This window comes from Diaphorobacter nitroreducens, from assembly GCF_002214645.1.
In the GTDB taxonomy this organism is placed as follows: Bacteria; Pseudomonadota; Gammaproteobacteria; order Burkholderiales; family Burkholderiaceae_C; genus Diaphorobacter; species Diaphorobacter nitroreducens.
The window spans coordinates 181,580-195,517 of sequence record NZ_CP016278.1 but is presented as its reverse complement, the minus strand read 5'-3'; the positions used below and the strand labels follow the sequence as shown (position 1 = coordinate 195,517).

Annotated in this window: 13 protein-coding genes; all 13 read left to right on the top strand. The window is 66.7% G+C overall.

The window, feature by feature from the left end; all coding sequences use genetic code 11:
* Positions 1–107 precede the first annotated feature (107 nt).
* The 13 genes from BA022_RS00880 to trpA all read left to right on the top strand — a co-directional run bounded on the left by BA022_RS00880 (position 108) and on the right by trpA (position 13,924).
* Positions 108–1,064: a LysR family transcriptional regulator gene (locus BA022_RS00880; RefSeq protein ID WP_047350751.1), complete on the top strand. Its 957-nt coding sequence runs from the start codon at positions 108–110 to the stop codon at positions 1,062–1,064.
* A 40-nt stretch (positions 1,065–1,104) separates the two neighbouring features.
* Positions 1,105–2,526, top strand: coding sequence for a 3-isopropylmalate dehydratase large subunit (leuC, locus tag BA022_RS00875; protein WP_088886272.1), 1,422 nt, complete (start codon positions 1,105–1,107; stop codon positions 2,524–2,526).
* A gap of 13 nt (positions 2,527–2,539) precedes the next feature.
* Positions 2,540–2,662, top strand: a complete 123-nt coding sequence (locus BA022_RS00870) for an entericidin A/B family lipoprotein (protein WP_011806351.1) — start codon at positions 2,540–2,542, stop codon at positions 2,660–2,662.
* A 32-nt stretch (positions 2,663–2,694) separates the two neighbouring features.
* Complete coding sequence (locus BA022_RS00865; RefSeq protein ID WP_088886271.1) at positions 2,695–3,102, top strand: hypothetical protein; 408 nt, start codon at positions 2,695–2,697, stop codon at positions 3,100–3,102.
* A gap of 41 nt (positions 3,103–3,143) precedes the next feature.
* Positions 3,144–3,794, top strand: coding sequence for a 3-isopropylmalate dehydratase small subunit (gene leuD, locus BA022_RS00860; protein WP_011806353.1), 651 nt, complete (start codon positions 3,144–3,146; stop codon positions 3,792–3,794).
* 96 nt (positions 3,795–3,890) lie between these two features.
* Positions 3,891–4,964 carry a 3-isopropylmalate dehydrogenase gene (gene leuB, locus BA022_RS00855; RefSeq protein ID WP_011806354.1) on the top strand — a complete coding sequence of 358 codons (1,074 nt, stop codon included), beginning with the start codon at positions 3,891–3,893 and terminating at the stop codon, positions 4,962–4,964.
* Between the two features lie 163 nt (positions 4,965–5,127).
* A complete protein-coding gene (locus BA022_RS00850; protein WP_088886270.1) occupies positions 5,128–5,895 on the top strand; it encodes an SDR family oxidoreductase in 768 nt (255 codons plus the stop codon).
* Between the two features lie 262 nt (positions 5,896–6,157).
* Positions 6,158–7,288: an aspartate-semialdehyde dehydrogenase gene (asd, locus tag BA022_RS00845; protein ID WP_088886269.1), complete on the top strand. Its 1,131-nt coding sequence runs from the start codon at positions 6,158–6,160 to the stop codon at positions 7,286–7,288.
* Positions 7,289–7,556: 268 nt separating this feature from the next.
* Positions 7,557–10,214, top strand: coding sequence for a motility hub landmark protein FimV (locus BA022_RS00840; RefSeq protein ID WP_088886268.1), 2,658 nt, complete (start codon positions 7,557–7,559; stop codon positions 10,212–10,214).
* Positions 10,215–10,284: 70 nt separating this feature from the next.
* Positions 10,285–11,109 (top strand): tRNA pseudouridine(38-40) synthase TruA, encoded by an 825-nt coding sequence (gene truA / locus BA022_RS00835; protein WP_088886267.1) that lies wholly within the window; start codon positions 10,285–10,287, stop codon positions 11,107–11,109.
* Positions 11,106–11,849 carry a phosphoribosylanthranilate isomerase gene (locus BA022_RS00830; protein ID WP_088886266.1) on the top strand — a complete coding sequence of 248 codons (744 nt, stop codon included), beginning with the start codon at positions 11,106–11,108 and terminating at the stop codon, positions 11,847–11,849. The genes truA and BA022_RS00830 overlap by 4 nt, the downstream gene beginning before the upstream one ends.
* Positions 11,850–13,118, top strand: coding sequence for a tryptophan synthase subunit beta (gene trpB, locus BA022_RS00825; protein WP_088886265.1), 1,269 nt, complete (start codon positions 11,850–11,852; stop codon positions 13,116–13,118).
* Positions 13,115–13,924: a tryptophan synthase subunit alpha gene (gene trpA / locus BA022_RS00820; RefSeq protein WP_088886264.1), complete on the top strand. Its 810-nt coding sequence runs from the start codon at positions 13,115–13,117 to the stop codon at positions 13,922–13,924. Before trpB ends, trpA begins: the two co-directional genes overlap by 4 nt.
* Positions 13,925–13,938 lie beyond the last annotated feature (14 nt).

Here is a 13,938-nt window from a genome sequence, read left to right as displayed (position 1 = left end):
GCCCATCCAGCGGCATGTGAGCCATCGCGTATCGCGATGACAACCGGCAGATATACAGGGGAAAATAGGGGACTCACCTCGTCAAACGAGAAGTCGCTCCACCCCCGATGAAAAGCTCAGAGCGCAGCTTTGCGCGCCGCATTGACCTCACCTCGCTGCAACTGTTCGTGGCCGTCTGCGAACTGGGCAGCATCGGCCGCGCGGCCGAGCGGGAGTTCATCGCCGCCTCGGCGGTGAGCAAGCGCCTGTCCGACCTGGAGGCTGCGGTCGACACGGCCCTGCTGTACCGCCACAGCCGCGGCGTGACGCTGACCCCCGCTGGCGAAAGCCTGCTGCACCACGCGCGCAACGTGCTGTTCGGGCTGGAGCGCATGCAGGGTGAGCTTTCCGAGTACGCCGACGGCGTGCGCGGCCATGTGCGCATGCACGCCAACATCTCGGCCATCGTGCAGTTCCTGCCCGAGGACCTGGGCGCGTTCGCCCAGGCACACAGCCAGATCAAGATCGATCTGCAGGAGCACCTTTCGCCCGACGTGCTGCAGGCCGTGCACGAAGGCGCGGCGGATCTGGGGATCTGCAACGTACCCGCCACGGCCGCCCACGAAGGCCTGCAAAGCCGCCCCTACCGCAGCGACCGGCTGGTGCTGGTCGTGCCCCAGACGCACGCCCTGTCGACCCGCGCATCGATCCGCTTTGAAGAAGTGCTGGACTGGGACATCGTCGGGCTGCACGCGGGCAGCAGCATCAGCCTGGCCATGCGCCAGGCCGCCGCGCAGGCCGCACGCCCGCTGCGCCAGCGCATCCAGGTCACCAGCCTGGACGCGATGTGCCGCATGATCGACAACGGTCTGGGCGTGGGCCTGCTGCCCGACCGGGCGTTTTCGCTGATGCGCGGCGTGGGGCAACTGGCCGCCGTACCGCTGGACGAACCCTGGGCTCGGCGCGCGCTGCGCCTGGTGGCGCGCGACTTCGAAGCCCTGCCCGTCACGGCACGGCTGCTGGTCGAACACCTGGCGCCCGCGCCTGCCGCGACGCCCGCCGAGGACGGCGACACCCCCACCTAGAATTCTCACCACCCCACTGAACCCAAGAAACGAGACTGCCATGGGACGCACCCTGTACGACAAGATCTTCGACGAGCACGTCGTCCACACGGAAGAGGACGGCACCGCCGTGCTCTACATCGACCGCCACCTGGTGCATGAGGTGACCAGCCCGCAGGCCTTCGAGGGTCTGCGCGAGGCGGGCCGCAAGGTCTGGCGCGTGAGCTCCATCGTGGCCACGGCCGACCACAACACCCCCACCACCGGTTGGGAGCGCGGCTACGACGGCATTGCCGACCCGATCAGCAAGGAGCAGATCGTCACGCTGGACAAGAACATCCAAGAGTCCGGTGCGGCAGCGTTCTTCCCGTTCCTGTCCAAGCGCCAGGGCATCGTGCACGTGATCGGCCCCGAGAACGGCGCCACCCTCCCGGGCATGACCGTGGTCTGCGGCGACAGCCACACCAGCACCCACGGCGCGTTCGGCGCGCTGGCCCACGGCATCGGCACCAGCGAGGTCGAGCACGTGATGGCCACGCAGACCCTGCTGGCCAAGAAGGCCAAGAACATGCTGGTCCAAGTGAATGGCAAGGTCGCCCCTGGCATCACGGCCAAGGACATCGTGCTGGCCATCATCGGCAGGATCGGCACCGCCGGCGGCACGGGTTACACGATTGAATTTGCCGGGGAAGCCATCCGCGACCTGAGCATGGAAGGCCGCATGACCGTGTGCAACATGGCCATCGAAGCCGGCGCGCGCGCGGGCCTGGTGGCAGTGGACGACAAAACCATCAACTACGTGAAGGGCCGCCCGCTCGCGCCCACGGGCGTGGAGTGGGACCAGGCCGTGGCGTACTGGAAGACGCTGCACTCGGACGCGGACGCCAAGTTCGACGCGGTGGTGGAGTTGAACGCCGCCGAGATCGTGCCGCAGGTCACCTGGGGCACCAGCCCCGAGATGGTGCTGGGCATCGACGCCGTGGTGCCCGACCCGGACAAGGAGAAGGACCCGTCCAAGCGCGGCGCCATCGAGCGTGCGCTGACCTACATGGGCCTGCAGCCCGGCAAGCCGATGGATGACATCTTCGTGGACAAGGTGTTCATCGGCTCGTGCACCAACAGCCGCATCGAGGACATGCGCGAAGCCGCCGCCGTGGTGAAGAAGCTCGGCCAGAAGGTCGCCAAAAACATCAAGCTGGCCATGGTGGTACCTGGCTCGGGCCTGGTGAAGGAACAGGCCGAACGCGAGGGGCTGGATGCGATTTTCAAGGCCGCGGGCTTTGAATGGCGCGAGCCCGGTTGCTCCATGTGTCTGGCCATGAATGCCGACCGCCTGGAGCCCGGCGAGCGCTGCGCTTCCACGTCCAACCGCAACTTCGAAGGCCGCCAGGGCGCGGGCGGGCGCACGCACCTCGTGAGCCCCGCCATGGCCGCGGCCGCCGCCATCCATGGCCACTTCGTGGACATCCGCCAGTTCGCTTAAGGAGCCTCCCACCATGAACAAGTCTCTCGCCGCCCTGCTCGCGCTGGCCTTCGTGCTGGCCGGCTGCAACACCGTCAAGGGCATGGGCCAGGACGTGCAGCGCGCCGGCAGCGCCATCGAACGCGCCGCCAAGTAAGCCCCTCCACACCGCCATCCCAGGAGCTCCGCATGAAGAAAGCCCTCGCCTGCCTCGCCACCACGCTGCTGCTGGCCACCCCCGCCCTGTCGTGGGCCGCCAATCGCGCCTGCGTCATCGAAGGCAGCATCACCTTCAGTGGCAAGACCACGCAGGTCAAGGACTGCATGGAATTCGCCGCCGGCGTGCCCGACGACCAGATCAAGGGCAGCTGCGGCGGCCTGGCGCAGATGTCCGCCCAACTGGGCGGCAAGCCCGGCAAGGTGAGCTACCTGCCGCAGTGCCCGCGCCCGGCCAGCGGCGCCTGCAAGGGGCTGATGGGTCAGCCGGTGGATGCCTACTACTACAACCTGACCGCCGATGCGCTGCAGGACAAGCGCAAGGCCTGCGAAACCTCCAGCGCACAGATCAAGGCCGGCACCTGGACCAACGGCCAGTAAGCCCGCGGGCCCCAACGCCACTTCTTTCCGGACACACCACCATGCAGAAATTCACCCTCCACAAGGGCCTCGTCGCCCCCATGGACCGCGAGAACGTCGATACCGACGCCATCATCCCCAAGCAGTTCCTCAAGTCGATCAAGAAGACGGGCTTCGGCCCCAACCTGTTCGACGAGTGGCGCTACCTCGACAAGGGCGAGCCGGGCGTGCCCGAATCCCAGCGCAAGCCCAACCCCGACTTCGTGCTAAACCAGCCGCGCTACCAGGGCGCGAGCATCCTGCTGGCGCGCAAGAACTTCGGCTGCGGCTCCAGCCGCGAGCACGCGCCCTGGGCGCTGGACCAATACGGTTTTCGCGCCATCATCGCGCCGAGCTTCGCCGACATCTTCTTCAACAACTGCTTCAAGAACGGCCTGCTGCCCATCGTGCTGCCCGAAGCCACGGTGGACCAGCTGTTCAACGAAGCGGCCGCCTTCCCCGGCTACCAGCTCACCGTGGACCTGGAGCGCCAGGTGGTGGTGCGTCCCCAGGGCGAGGAGATTCCCTTCGACGTGGTGCCGTTTCGCAAGTACTGCTTGCTCAACGGCTTTGACGACATCGGCCTGACGCTGCGCCATGCCGACAAGATCCGCGCCTTCGAAGCCGCACGCCTGGCCAGCAAGCCGTGGCTGAGCCACACCATGGCCGCGTGACCCACCACCGGCCCTGACCGATTGATTACAAGCAAAAACAGCATCCGGCGCTTATCCATCAAGCGCTGACAGCTATCAAAACAGAAGTGAATGACCATGAAAATCGCAGTTCTGCCGGGTGACGGCATTGGCCCCGAGATCGTCGCCGAGGCCGTCAAGGTGCTCGAAGCCCTGGACCTGAAGCTGGAGATGGAGACGGCACCCGTGGGCGGCGCCGCCTACGAGGCCGCGGGCCACCCGCTGCCGGAGTCCACGTTGAATCTTGCCAAGAGTGCCGACGCCATCCTGTTCGGCGCCGTGGGCGACTGGAAGTACGACACGTTGGCGCGCCCGCTGCGCCCCGAGCAGGCCATCCTGGGCCTGCGCAAGCACCTGGGCCTGTTCGCCAACTTCCGTCCCGCGATCTGCTACGAGCAGCTCACGCATGCGTCCAGCCTCAAGCCTGAACTGGTGGCCGGCCTGGACATCCTCATCATCCGCGAGCTGACCGGCGACATCTACTTCGGCCAGCCGCGCGGGCGTCGCACCGCCGCCGACGGCCACTTCCCCGGCGCCGAGGAAGCATTCGACACCATGCGCTACAGCAAGCCCGAGATCGAGCGCATCGCCCGCGTCGCGTTCGAGGCCGCGCGCAAGCGCAACAAGAAGGTCACCAGCGTGGACAAGGCCAACGTGCTGGAAACCTTCCAGTTCTGGAAGGACGTCGTGACCGAGGTACACAAGGACTATCCCGACGTGGAGCTGCAGCACATGTACGTGGACAACGCGGCCATGCAGCTCGTGAAAGCGCCCAAGGCGTTCGACGTGATCGTCACCGGCAACATGTTCGGCGACATCCTCTCCGACGAAGCCTCCATGCTCACCGGCTCCATCGGCATGCTGCCCTCGGCCAGCCTGAACGATAAGAAGCAAGGCCTGTACGAGCCCAGCCACGGCAGCGCCCCGGACATCGCCGGCAAGGGCGTAGCCAACCCCCTGGCCACCATCCTCAGCGCCGCCATGATGCTGCGCTTCAGCCTGAACCAGGAAGAAGCCGCGCGCCGCATCGAAGCCGCGGTGCAGCAGGTGCTGGCCCAAGGCCTGCGCACGCCTGACATCTACAGCGACGGCACCACCAAGGTGGGCACGGCACAGATGGGCGATGCCGTGGTGAAGGCCCTCGCTGCCTGACAGGCGGCCTCCCGCACAACGCGCCAGCGGCCCTTCGGGGCCGCTTTTTCGTGGCGCGCAAGCAGCACCAGCGGCACAAGCGGCATCGCAAGTCCGGATCCGGCCAGACGCGTCGCCCGCGGGCCGGGAGACTCTTCCTTCACCCAACCCGAAGGAGCGTCCCATGTCCCAACCGTCCCTCTCCCATCGCGTCGCCATCGTCACCGGCGCCAGTTCCGGCATCGGCCGCGCAGCGGCCCTGCTTTTCGCGGAGGCCGGTGCGGCCGTCGTCGTGGGCGCACGGCGCCAAGCGGAGCTGGACCAACTCGTCGCTGCCATCACTCAGCAGGGAGGGTCGGCTGCGGCAGTGGCCGGCGACGTGCGCGACGAGGCCTACGCACAAGCGCTCGTCGCCACTGCCGTGGAGCGTTTTGGCGGCCTCGATATCGCCTTCAACAACGCGGGCACCATGGGGCCGCTGCAACCCACGCCGGACGTGCAGTCGAGCGATTGGCGCGACACCCTGGAGACCAACCTCACCAGTGCCTTCCTGGGCGCCAAGCACCAGATTCCCGCAATGCTGGCGCGCGGAGGTGGCTCGATCATCCTCACCTCCACCTTCGTGGGGTATACCGCCGCATTTGCGGGCACGGCCGCGTATGCCGCGAGCAAGGCCGGCCTGATCGGCCTGACCCAGGCACTGGCCACGGAGTTCGGAGCGAAGGCCATCCGTGTGAATGCCTTGCTGCCCGGCGGTACCCTCACCCCCATGGCGCGCGCGATGAACGGAACACCCGAGGCGCTGGCCCAGGTCGCCCAACTGCATGCACTCAAGCGCCTGGCGCAGCCCCGGGAGATTGCCCAGGCCGCGTTGTACCTGGCGTCCGACGAGGCATCGTTCGTCACCGGGACAGCCATGCTGGTGGATGGCGGGGTGTCCATCCAGCGGTGATGGCGGCGGCATGCCCAGCCATGGCCTGCATGGGTTCCGCTACAATGCCCAGCTATGTTTGCCGCCCGCCCGTTCGCCCTGAACACCGCCTCTGCCGCCAAGGCACGCAAGGCTGCGCGCGCAATCACCAAAACCACGACCATTACGGGCTGATCCAGCTCCGGCATCGTCGTGCGCCCTCCCTGGCCTAGACGAGCCGGGGGCGGAAGAAAGCAGCCACCGGTCGCGTGCGTACTGTTTTTTACTTTGAAAGGGCGATGAAATGAGCAAGTTGGTAGGTTTGGTCGGCTGGCGCGGCATGGTCGGCTCGGTCCTGATGGACCGCATGGCGCAGGAAAAGGACTTCGAACTGATCGAGCCCCTGTTCTTCTCCACCTCGAACGCAGGCGGCAAGGCGCCCACCCAGGCCAAGAACGAGACCACGCTGCAGGACGCGTTCGACATCGAACAACTCAAGCGCTGCGACATCATCCTCACCGCACAGGGCGGCGACTACACCAACGAGGTGTACCCCAAGCTGCGCGCGGCCGGCTGGAACGGCCACTGGATCGACGCCGCTTCCGCCCTGCGCATGGAAAAGAACGCGGTCATCGTGCTCGACCCGGTGAACATGCCCGTCATCAAGAACGCACTGGCGAACGGCGGCAAGGATTGGATTGGCGGCAACTGCACCGTGTCCTGCATGCTGATGGGCGTGGGTGCGCTGTACAAGGCCGGGCTCGTCGAGTGGATGAGCACCCAGACCTACCAGGCGGCCAGCGGCGGCGGCGCGCAGCACATGCGCGAACTGCTGACGCAGTACGGCACGCTGAATGCCGAGGTGAAGGCCCTGCTCGACGATCCCAAGAGCGCCATCCTGGAAATCGACCGCAAGGTCATCGCCAAGCAGCGCAGCCTGTCGGGCGCGGAGACGGCCAATTTCGGCGTACCGCTGGGCGGCTCGCTCATCCCGTGGATCGACAAGGACCTGGGCAACGGCATGTCCAAGGAAGAGTGGAAGGGCATGGCCGAGACCAACAAGATCCTGGGCCAGGGGGAAGGCTTCAACACCGCCGCGGTGCCGGTGGACGGTTTCTGCGTGCGCGTAGGCGCCATGCGCTGCCACAGCCAGGCACTGACCTTCAAGCTCAAGAAGGATGTGCCCGTAGCCGACATCGAGGCCATGATCGCTGCCGACAACGAGTGGGTGAAGGTGGTTCCCAATACGCGTGAGGCGACGCTGAAGGACCTGACTCCCGTGGCCGTCACCGGCACCATGACTATTCCCGTCGGCCGCATCCGCAAGCTGGCCATGGGTCCGGAGTATGTGGGCGCGTTCACCATCGGCGACCAGTTGCTGTGGGGCGCCGCCGAGCCGCTGCGCCGCATGCTACGCATCCTGCTGGACGCCTGACGCCGATTCAACGCCACCTTCTGGTGGCGTTTTTTCGAGGTCATAGATTGATACGGCCTGTTACCGATCGTTGTCCATTACCAACAGGAATAAGGCCGTCCCGGCCTCTTCCTGCACCGTATAAAACGTGGCGCGACACCTCAGCTTGTCAGTGCAAAACATTGATGCTATGGTGCTTTTTACATATTTTCACGCGCCTGGGCGGCTCGATCACGACCAGAAAAATACCGCCCCCTCGGCACCATCCATCTCTTCATTCGTCGCACACATGCATCGCTGGAAATTTTCTGTCCTGGCCACCGCGGCCATCCTCTCGGCTGGTCTTTACACCACCGATGCAAGTGCTCTCGCCCTGGGCCGCGTGAATGTCCAGTCGGCACTTGGCGAGCCCCTGCGCGCGGAAGTCGAACTGCCCCAGATCACTGCTGCCGAGGCCGAATCGCTGCGCGTGAGCACCGCCAGCCCTGAAGTTTTCCGCAGCCAGGGCATGGAATATTCCCCCGCTGCGCACAGCGTGCAAGTGCAACTGCACCGCCGCACGAATGGCTCCATGGTGCTGCGCTTGAGCAGTACCCGCCCGGTCAACGATCCTTTCGTGGATTTGGTTATCGATGCGACCTGGAGTTCCGGCCATATCGTGCGTAGCTACACGATGCTGTTCGACCCGCCGGCGAGCCGCCCGCAGGCGGCAGTGACCGCAGCCCCTCAGGTAACGTCACCCCGTGCCGCGGCAACTGCGCCGCGCGCCCCCGCCACCACCGCGGCGCCCGCGCCTGCCGCACGCCCAGCAACCCCTCCCGCACCCGCCGTTGCCGGCCGTCCCACCCCCGCAGAGGCACCCGCGTCCGCTGGCGGTGACGAGATTCGCGTGCGCCCCGGGGATACGGCCGGCCGCATCGCGGAAGCCCATCGCCCCGCTGGCGTCTCGCTGGACCAGATGCTGGTAGCAATGATGCGCGCCAATCCGGACGCGTTCGTCAACAGCAATGTGAATCGTCTGCGTTCCGGCGCAGTGCTGCAGATGCCTAGCGAAACGGAGGCGCAAGCCACGGACGCCACCGAAGCTCGCAAGATCGTCGCTGCGCAAAGCCGCGATTTCAATGAATTCCGCCGCCGCATGGCTGCGACAGCGCCCAAGGCCGAGGTTGCGGCCGCAGAGCGCTCCGCGCGCGGCACTGTGCAGACCCAGGTGGACGAGAGCAAGCCCGCCGCTGCCGGCCCCGATAAGCTCACTCTCTCCAAAGGCAGCGTTCAGGCCCAGAAGACCGAGGAGCAGATGGCCCGCGACAAGCAGGCCGAACAGAACAGCGCCCGCATGGCGGAGCTGTCCAAGAACATCTCGGACCTGAACCAGCTCAGCGGCGCCTCCGCGCCAGCCGGCGCTGGCGCAGCGGCGCCAGGACCCATGGCGCCTTCCGCCCCTGCCAGCCAGCCGGCGGTGGCAGTACCCGCCGCCGGGGGGTTGCCCGCGCCCGCTACCGCGGCTGCAAGCGGCGACATGAGCACTGCCACGGCAGAAGCTGCCGCGCCAGCGCCCGAGGCCTCTGCCGCCGAGGCGGCTGTTCCCGCCGAAGCAGCATCCCAGGCCTCTGCCGCAGCACCCGCTCCCGCCGCCGTGGCCCCGCGTCCAGCCCCCCAGCCCGTTCCCTACGAAGCGCCCAGCTTCCTGGATGCCCTCACGGAGGACCCACTGCTGGCAGGAGGCGCACTGGCGCTCGTACTTGCGTTGCTGGGCTATGGCGGCTACCGCGTGGTTCAAAGCCGCCGCAACCAGGGTGCCCTGGACAGTTCGTTCTCGGAAAGCAGCCTGCAGCCGGATTCCTTCTTCGGCGCCAGTGGCGGCCAGCGTGTGGACACGGCCAACAGCGAACTCACGACCGGCTCCTCGTCCATGACCTATTCGCCCAGCCAACTGGATGCCGGTGGCGATGTGGATCCGGTGGCGGAAGCCGACGTCTACCTCGCCTACGGCCGTGACCTGCAGGCGGAGGAAATTCTCAAGGAGGCGCTGCGCCACCATCCGGAGCGCGTCTCCATCCCCGCCAAACTGGCCGAGATTTATGCCAAGCGCCAGGACCGCAAGGCGCTGGAGTCCGTCGCCAACGACGTGTTCAGGCTCACCAACGGCCAGGGGCCCGACTGGACCCGCGTGTCCGACCTGGGCCGTACGCTCGACCCCGAAAATCCGCTGTACCAGCCCGGTGGCCGTCCTGCCGTTGCCGCCAGCGCCACAGCGGCCGCTGCATCGACCGCGGCCTTTGCAAGCACGCTGGGCGCAGCAACTGCTCCCGCGGCACCCACGGGCGGACCGGACTCTGTGCTGCCAGACCTCGATCTGGACTTGGATCTCGATCTGCACGAAGCACCGTCGGCCCCGGCCCCGGCGCCAAGCACGTTTGCCATGGCCGCAGCCAACAACACCGCCGCAGCCGCGCCGGTAGTGCCGGCCGCCCAGGCGCCCGTCCCGTCCCTGGATCTGGGCGACCTGGAACTACCCCAGGCCTCCTGGGACGAGCCAGCGGTGACGCCGCAGACGACGACAGAGCCCGACGTGCAAAGCGAGCCTCTTCCGTTGAACCTGGACGATGACTTGTCCCTGATGGACTCCGGCGTCGCCCCCCTGACCAGCCGCGACGCGAAGGCCGTCACCTCGGAATCCCTGGAATTCGACCTCGGCGATCTGTCGCTGGACCTTGACACCCCCACGGCGGCCGCTCACGTCGCGCCCTCCGTCGCCGCCAAGGCAGCGTCCTCCGCTGCCGACGCGCTGCCGGACGACCCTCTGGCCACCAAGCTCGCACTGGCGGAAGAGTTCAACACCATTGGCGACAGCGAAGGCGCTCGGGCCCTGGTGGAAGAGGTCATCGCCGAATCGTCCGGTGAGCTGAAGGCCCGCGCCCAGCGACTGCTCGCCGAACTGGGCTGATGTCCATGCGGCGGTGGGCACGCGGCCATTGCCGCGCTGACGTGCCATTGCCCTCCGAAAGGAGCATCCGATGAGGGTGGCCCTCGGCGTCAGTTACAACGGCCAGGCGTACAACGGCTGGCAGAGTCAGCCCTCTGGCAACACGGTGCAAGACCGTCTGGAAGCGGCCCTGGGCCGCTTTGCCACGCAGGAGGTGCACACGATCTGTGCCGGGCGCACCGACGCCGGCGTGCACGGGCTGATGCAGGTGGTGCACTTCGACACCGAACTGCAGCGTGCGCCGTTTTCATGGGTCCGCGGCACCAACACCTTCCTGCCGGCGGACATCGCCGTGCAGTGGGCGCAACCCGTTCCCGATGCCTTTCACTCCCGCGCCTGCGCCGTGGCCCGGCGCTACGCCTACGTATTGCTGCAATCGCCCGTACGCCCTAGCGTCGATGCCGGGCGCGTGGGCTGGGTGTTTCATGCCCTCGATGAGCAGGCCATGCACAGGGCCGTGCAGCATTTGCTAGGGGAGCATGACTTCACATCATTTCGCGCCTCAGCCTGCCAGGCCAAGTCGCCGGTGAAGACATTGCACCGCATCGACATCACACGCCGGGCTCCGCCAGCGGGCGAGTCCACCGGTACCCACGGGTGTGTCCCCTGCTACTGGCGCTTTGAGTTCGAGGGCAATGCGTTCCTGCACCACATGATCCGCAACATCATGGGCTGCATCGTCGCCATCGGCCAGGGGCTGTATCCGCCCGAATGGATGCGCACGGTGCTGGAGGCGCGGTCGCGCGACGCGGCTGCTCCTACCTTTTCGCCCGATGGCCTGTACTTCCAGGGCCCGGTATACGGCGCGGAATGGGGCCTGCCGACGCGCACGGCTGCGTATGATTGGCTGCCATGAGCAGTCCGACCGCAGCACTGACCACCCCCGTCCACTCCACCGCGCGCACACGCATCAAGATCTGCGGCCTCACGCGCGAGCAGGACGTGGACGCGGCCGTCGCCAGCGGTGCCGACGCCGTCGGCTTCGTGCTCTATCCCGCGAGCCCGCGCGCCGTCACCCCGGAGCGCGCAGCGCAACTGGCCCGGCGGCTGCCGCCCTTTGTCACGCCAGTGCTGTTGTTCGTGAACGCCCATGCTACTGATGTGATAGCTGCCTGCGCTGATGTACCGGGCGCTACAGCGCAATTCCATGGTGACGAAACGCCCGAGGACTGCCTGCGCTCCAGCGACGGGGGCCGCATTCCCTTCCTGCGCGCCGCGCGCATTCCCCTGGGCGAAGGTGCGGCACGGTTCGACCTCGTAAAATACGCCCACGATCACTCTCACGCCCGCGCCATCCTGCTCGACGCCCATGTCGAGGGCTATGGCGGCGGTGGCAAGGCATTCAATTGGTCACTCCTTCCAACAAACGTCGACTGTCATCTCGTTTTGTCTGGTGGACTCACGCCTGCAAACGTGACCGATGGCATACGGCAAGTGCGCCCGCGTTGCCGGGCGCTGGCCGTTGATGTCAGTTCCGGCGTGGAGGCCACGGGCCCCGATGGTCTGCCCCTGAAGGGGATCAAGGACGCCGGCAAGATCGACCGCTTCATCGCCGCCGTACGCGCGGCCGATGCGGCACCAGTTCCTTATTTGTAAATGCCTGCATATACCCAACCCGATGCTTCGGGCCATTTTGGCCCCTATGGCGGCAGCTTCGTCTCCGAGACGCTGACGCACGCCATCAACGAACTGCGCGAAGCCTATGCGCGCTACCAGAACGACCCGGAGTTCCTCAAGGAATTCCACTATGAGCTTGCGCACTTCGTGGGCCGCCCCTCACCGGTTTACCACGCGGCGCGCACCAGCCGCGAGATGGGCGGCGCGCAGATCTACCTCAAGCGCGAAGACCTGAACCACACCGGCGCACACAAGATCAACAACGTGATCGGCCAGGCCATGCTCGCCAAGCGCATGGGCAAGCCGCGCATCATTGCCGAGACCGGCGCCGGCCAGCACGGCGTGGCCACCGCCACCATCTGCGCGCGCTATGGCCTGGAGTGTGTGGTGTACATGGGCGCCGAGGACGTCAAGCGCCAAAGCCCCAACGTCTACCGCATGAAGCTGCTGGGCGCCACCGTGGTGCCCGTCGAGTCGGGCAGCAAGACGCTGAAAGATGCGCTCAACGAGGCCATGCGGGACTGGGTGGCCAACGTGGACAACACCTTCTACATCATCGGCACCGTGGCAGGCCCCCACCCCTATCCCATGATGGTGCGTGACTTCCAGAGCGTGATCGGCAAGGAATGCCTCACGCAGATGCCCGCCATGCTGGCCGAACAGAAGATCGCCGCCGAGCAACCCGACGCCGTCGTGGCCTGCGTGGGCGGTGGCAGCAATGCCATGGGCATCTTCCACCCCTACATCCCGTTCGAGAAAACCCGCCTGATCGGCGTGGAAGCCGCAGGCGAAGGCCTGGACAGCGGCAAGCATTCCGCCAGCCTGCAGCGCGGCTCCAGTGGCGTGCTGCACGGCAACCGCACCTTCATCCTGCAAGATGAGAATGGCCAGATCACGGAGACGCACAGCATCAGCGCCGGCCTGGACTACCCCGGAGTGGGCCCCGAGCACGCCTGGCTGCAGGAAATCAAGCGAGCCGAGTACGTGGGCATCACCGATACGGAAGCGTTGGAAGCCTTTCACTACCTGTGCCGCACCGAGGGCATCATCCCGGCCCTGGAATCCAGCCACGCCGTGGCCTACGCGCTCAAGCTCGCCAAGACCATGACGCCCCAGCAATCCATCCTCGTGAACCTGTCCGGCCGCGGCGACAAGGACATCGGCACCGTGGCCGACCTGTCTGGCGTGGACTTCTACGACCGTCCTTCCATGCGCGGGTTGACCGTCAAGGGAGGACCCGCCGCATGAGCCGCATCGCTGACACTTTTGCAGAGCTGCAGTCCAAGGGCCGCAAGGCGCTCATCCCCTACGTCACAGCAGGCTTTCCCTTCGTCGACATCACACCGGCCCTGATGCACGGCATGGTCGAGGCCGGCGCCGATGTGATCGAACTGGGCGTGCCCTTTTCCGACCCGATGGCCGACGGCCCCGTCATCCAGAAGGCGGGCGAGAAGGCCCTGGCACTGGGCGTGGGCCTGGCCCAGGTGCTGGAGATGGTGCGCAGCTTCCGCCTGCGCAACAGCACCACGCCCGTGGTGCTGATGGGCTACGCGAATCCGGTGGAGCGCTACGAGCAACGCCACGGCAAGGGCGCCTTCGCCCGCGACGCGGGCGAAGCCGGCGTGGACGGTGTGCTGATCGTGGACTACCCGCCCGAGGAGTGCGAGCAGTTCGCCGCCGACCTGCGCGGCCACGGCATCGACCTGATCTTCCTGCTGGCGCCTACCTCCACGGCGGAACGCATGCAGCAGGTGGCTCGCGTAGCCAGCGGCTACGTCTACTACGTTTCGCTCAAGGGCGTGACCGGCTCCGGCGCGCTGGACACGGCCGCCGTCGAGGCCATGCTGCCGCGCATCCGCGAGCATGTGAAGGTCCCCGTCGGCGTGGGCTTTGGCATTCGCGATGCCGCCACCGCGCAGGCCATCGGCCGCGTGGCCGATGCGGTGGTCATCGGCAGCCGCATCATCCAGCTCATCGAAGACCAGCCCCATGAGAAAGTGGTCGGTATCACCGTGGACTTTCTGCGTGGGGTGCGCAAGGCGCTGGACGCATAATGACGGCCCTGCGC

Coding starts and splice junctions, on each gene's coding strand:
- BA022_RS00880 (WP_047350751.1), top strand. CDS start 108: ATGAAAAGCTCAGAGCGCAGCTTTGCGCGCCGCATTGACCTCACCTCG.
- leuC (WP_088886272.1), top strand. CDS start 1,105: ATGGGACGCACCCTGTACGACAAGATCTTCGACGAGCACGTCGTCCAC.
- BA022_RS00870 (WP_011806351.1), top strand. CDS start 2,540: ATGAACAAGTCTCTCGCCGCCCTGCTCGCGCTGGCCTTCGTGCTGGCC.
- BA022_RS00865 (WP_088886271.1), top strand. CDS start 2,695: ATGAAGAAAGCCCTCGCCTGCCTCGCCACCACGCTGCTGCTGGCCACC.
- leuD (WP_011806353.1), top strand. CDS start 3,144: ATGCAGAAATTCACCCTCCACAAGGGCCTCGTCGCCCCCATGGACCGC.
- leuB (WP_011806354.1), top strand. CDS start 3,891: ATGAAAATCGCAGTTCTGCCGGGTGACGGCATTGGCCCCGAGATCGTC.
- BA022_RS00850 (WP_088886270.1), top strand. CDS start 5,128: ATGTCCCAACCGTCCCTCTCCCATCGCGTCGCCATCGTCACCGGCGCC.
- asd (WP_088886269.1), top strand. CDS start 6,158: ATGAGCAAGTTGGTAGGTTTGGTCGGCTGGCGCGGCATGGTCGGCTCG.
- BA022_RS00840 (WP_088886268.1), top strand. CDS start 7,557: ATGCATCGCTGGAAATTTTCTGTCCTGGCCACCGCGGCCATCCTCTCG.
- truA (WP_088886267.1), top strand. CDS start 10,285: ATGAGGGTGGCCCTCGGCGTCAGTTACAACGGCCAGGCGTACAACGGC.
- BA022_RS00830 (WP_088886266.1), top strand. CDS start 11,106: ATGAGCAGTCCGACCGCAGCACTGACCACCCCCGTCCACTCCACCGCG.
- trpB (WP_088886265.1), top strand. CDS start 11,850: ATGCCTGCATATACCCAACCCGATGCTTCGGGCCATTTTGGCCCCTAT.
- trpA (WP_088886264.1), top strand. CDS start 13,115: ATGAGCCGCATCGCTGACACTTTTGCAGAGCTGCAGTCCAAGGGCCGC.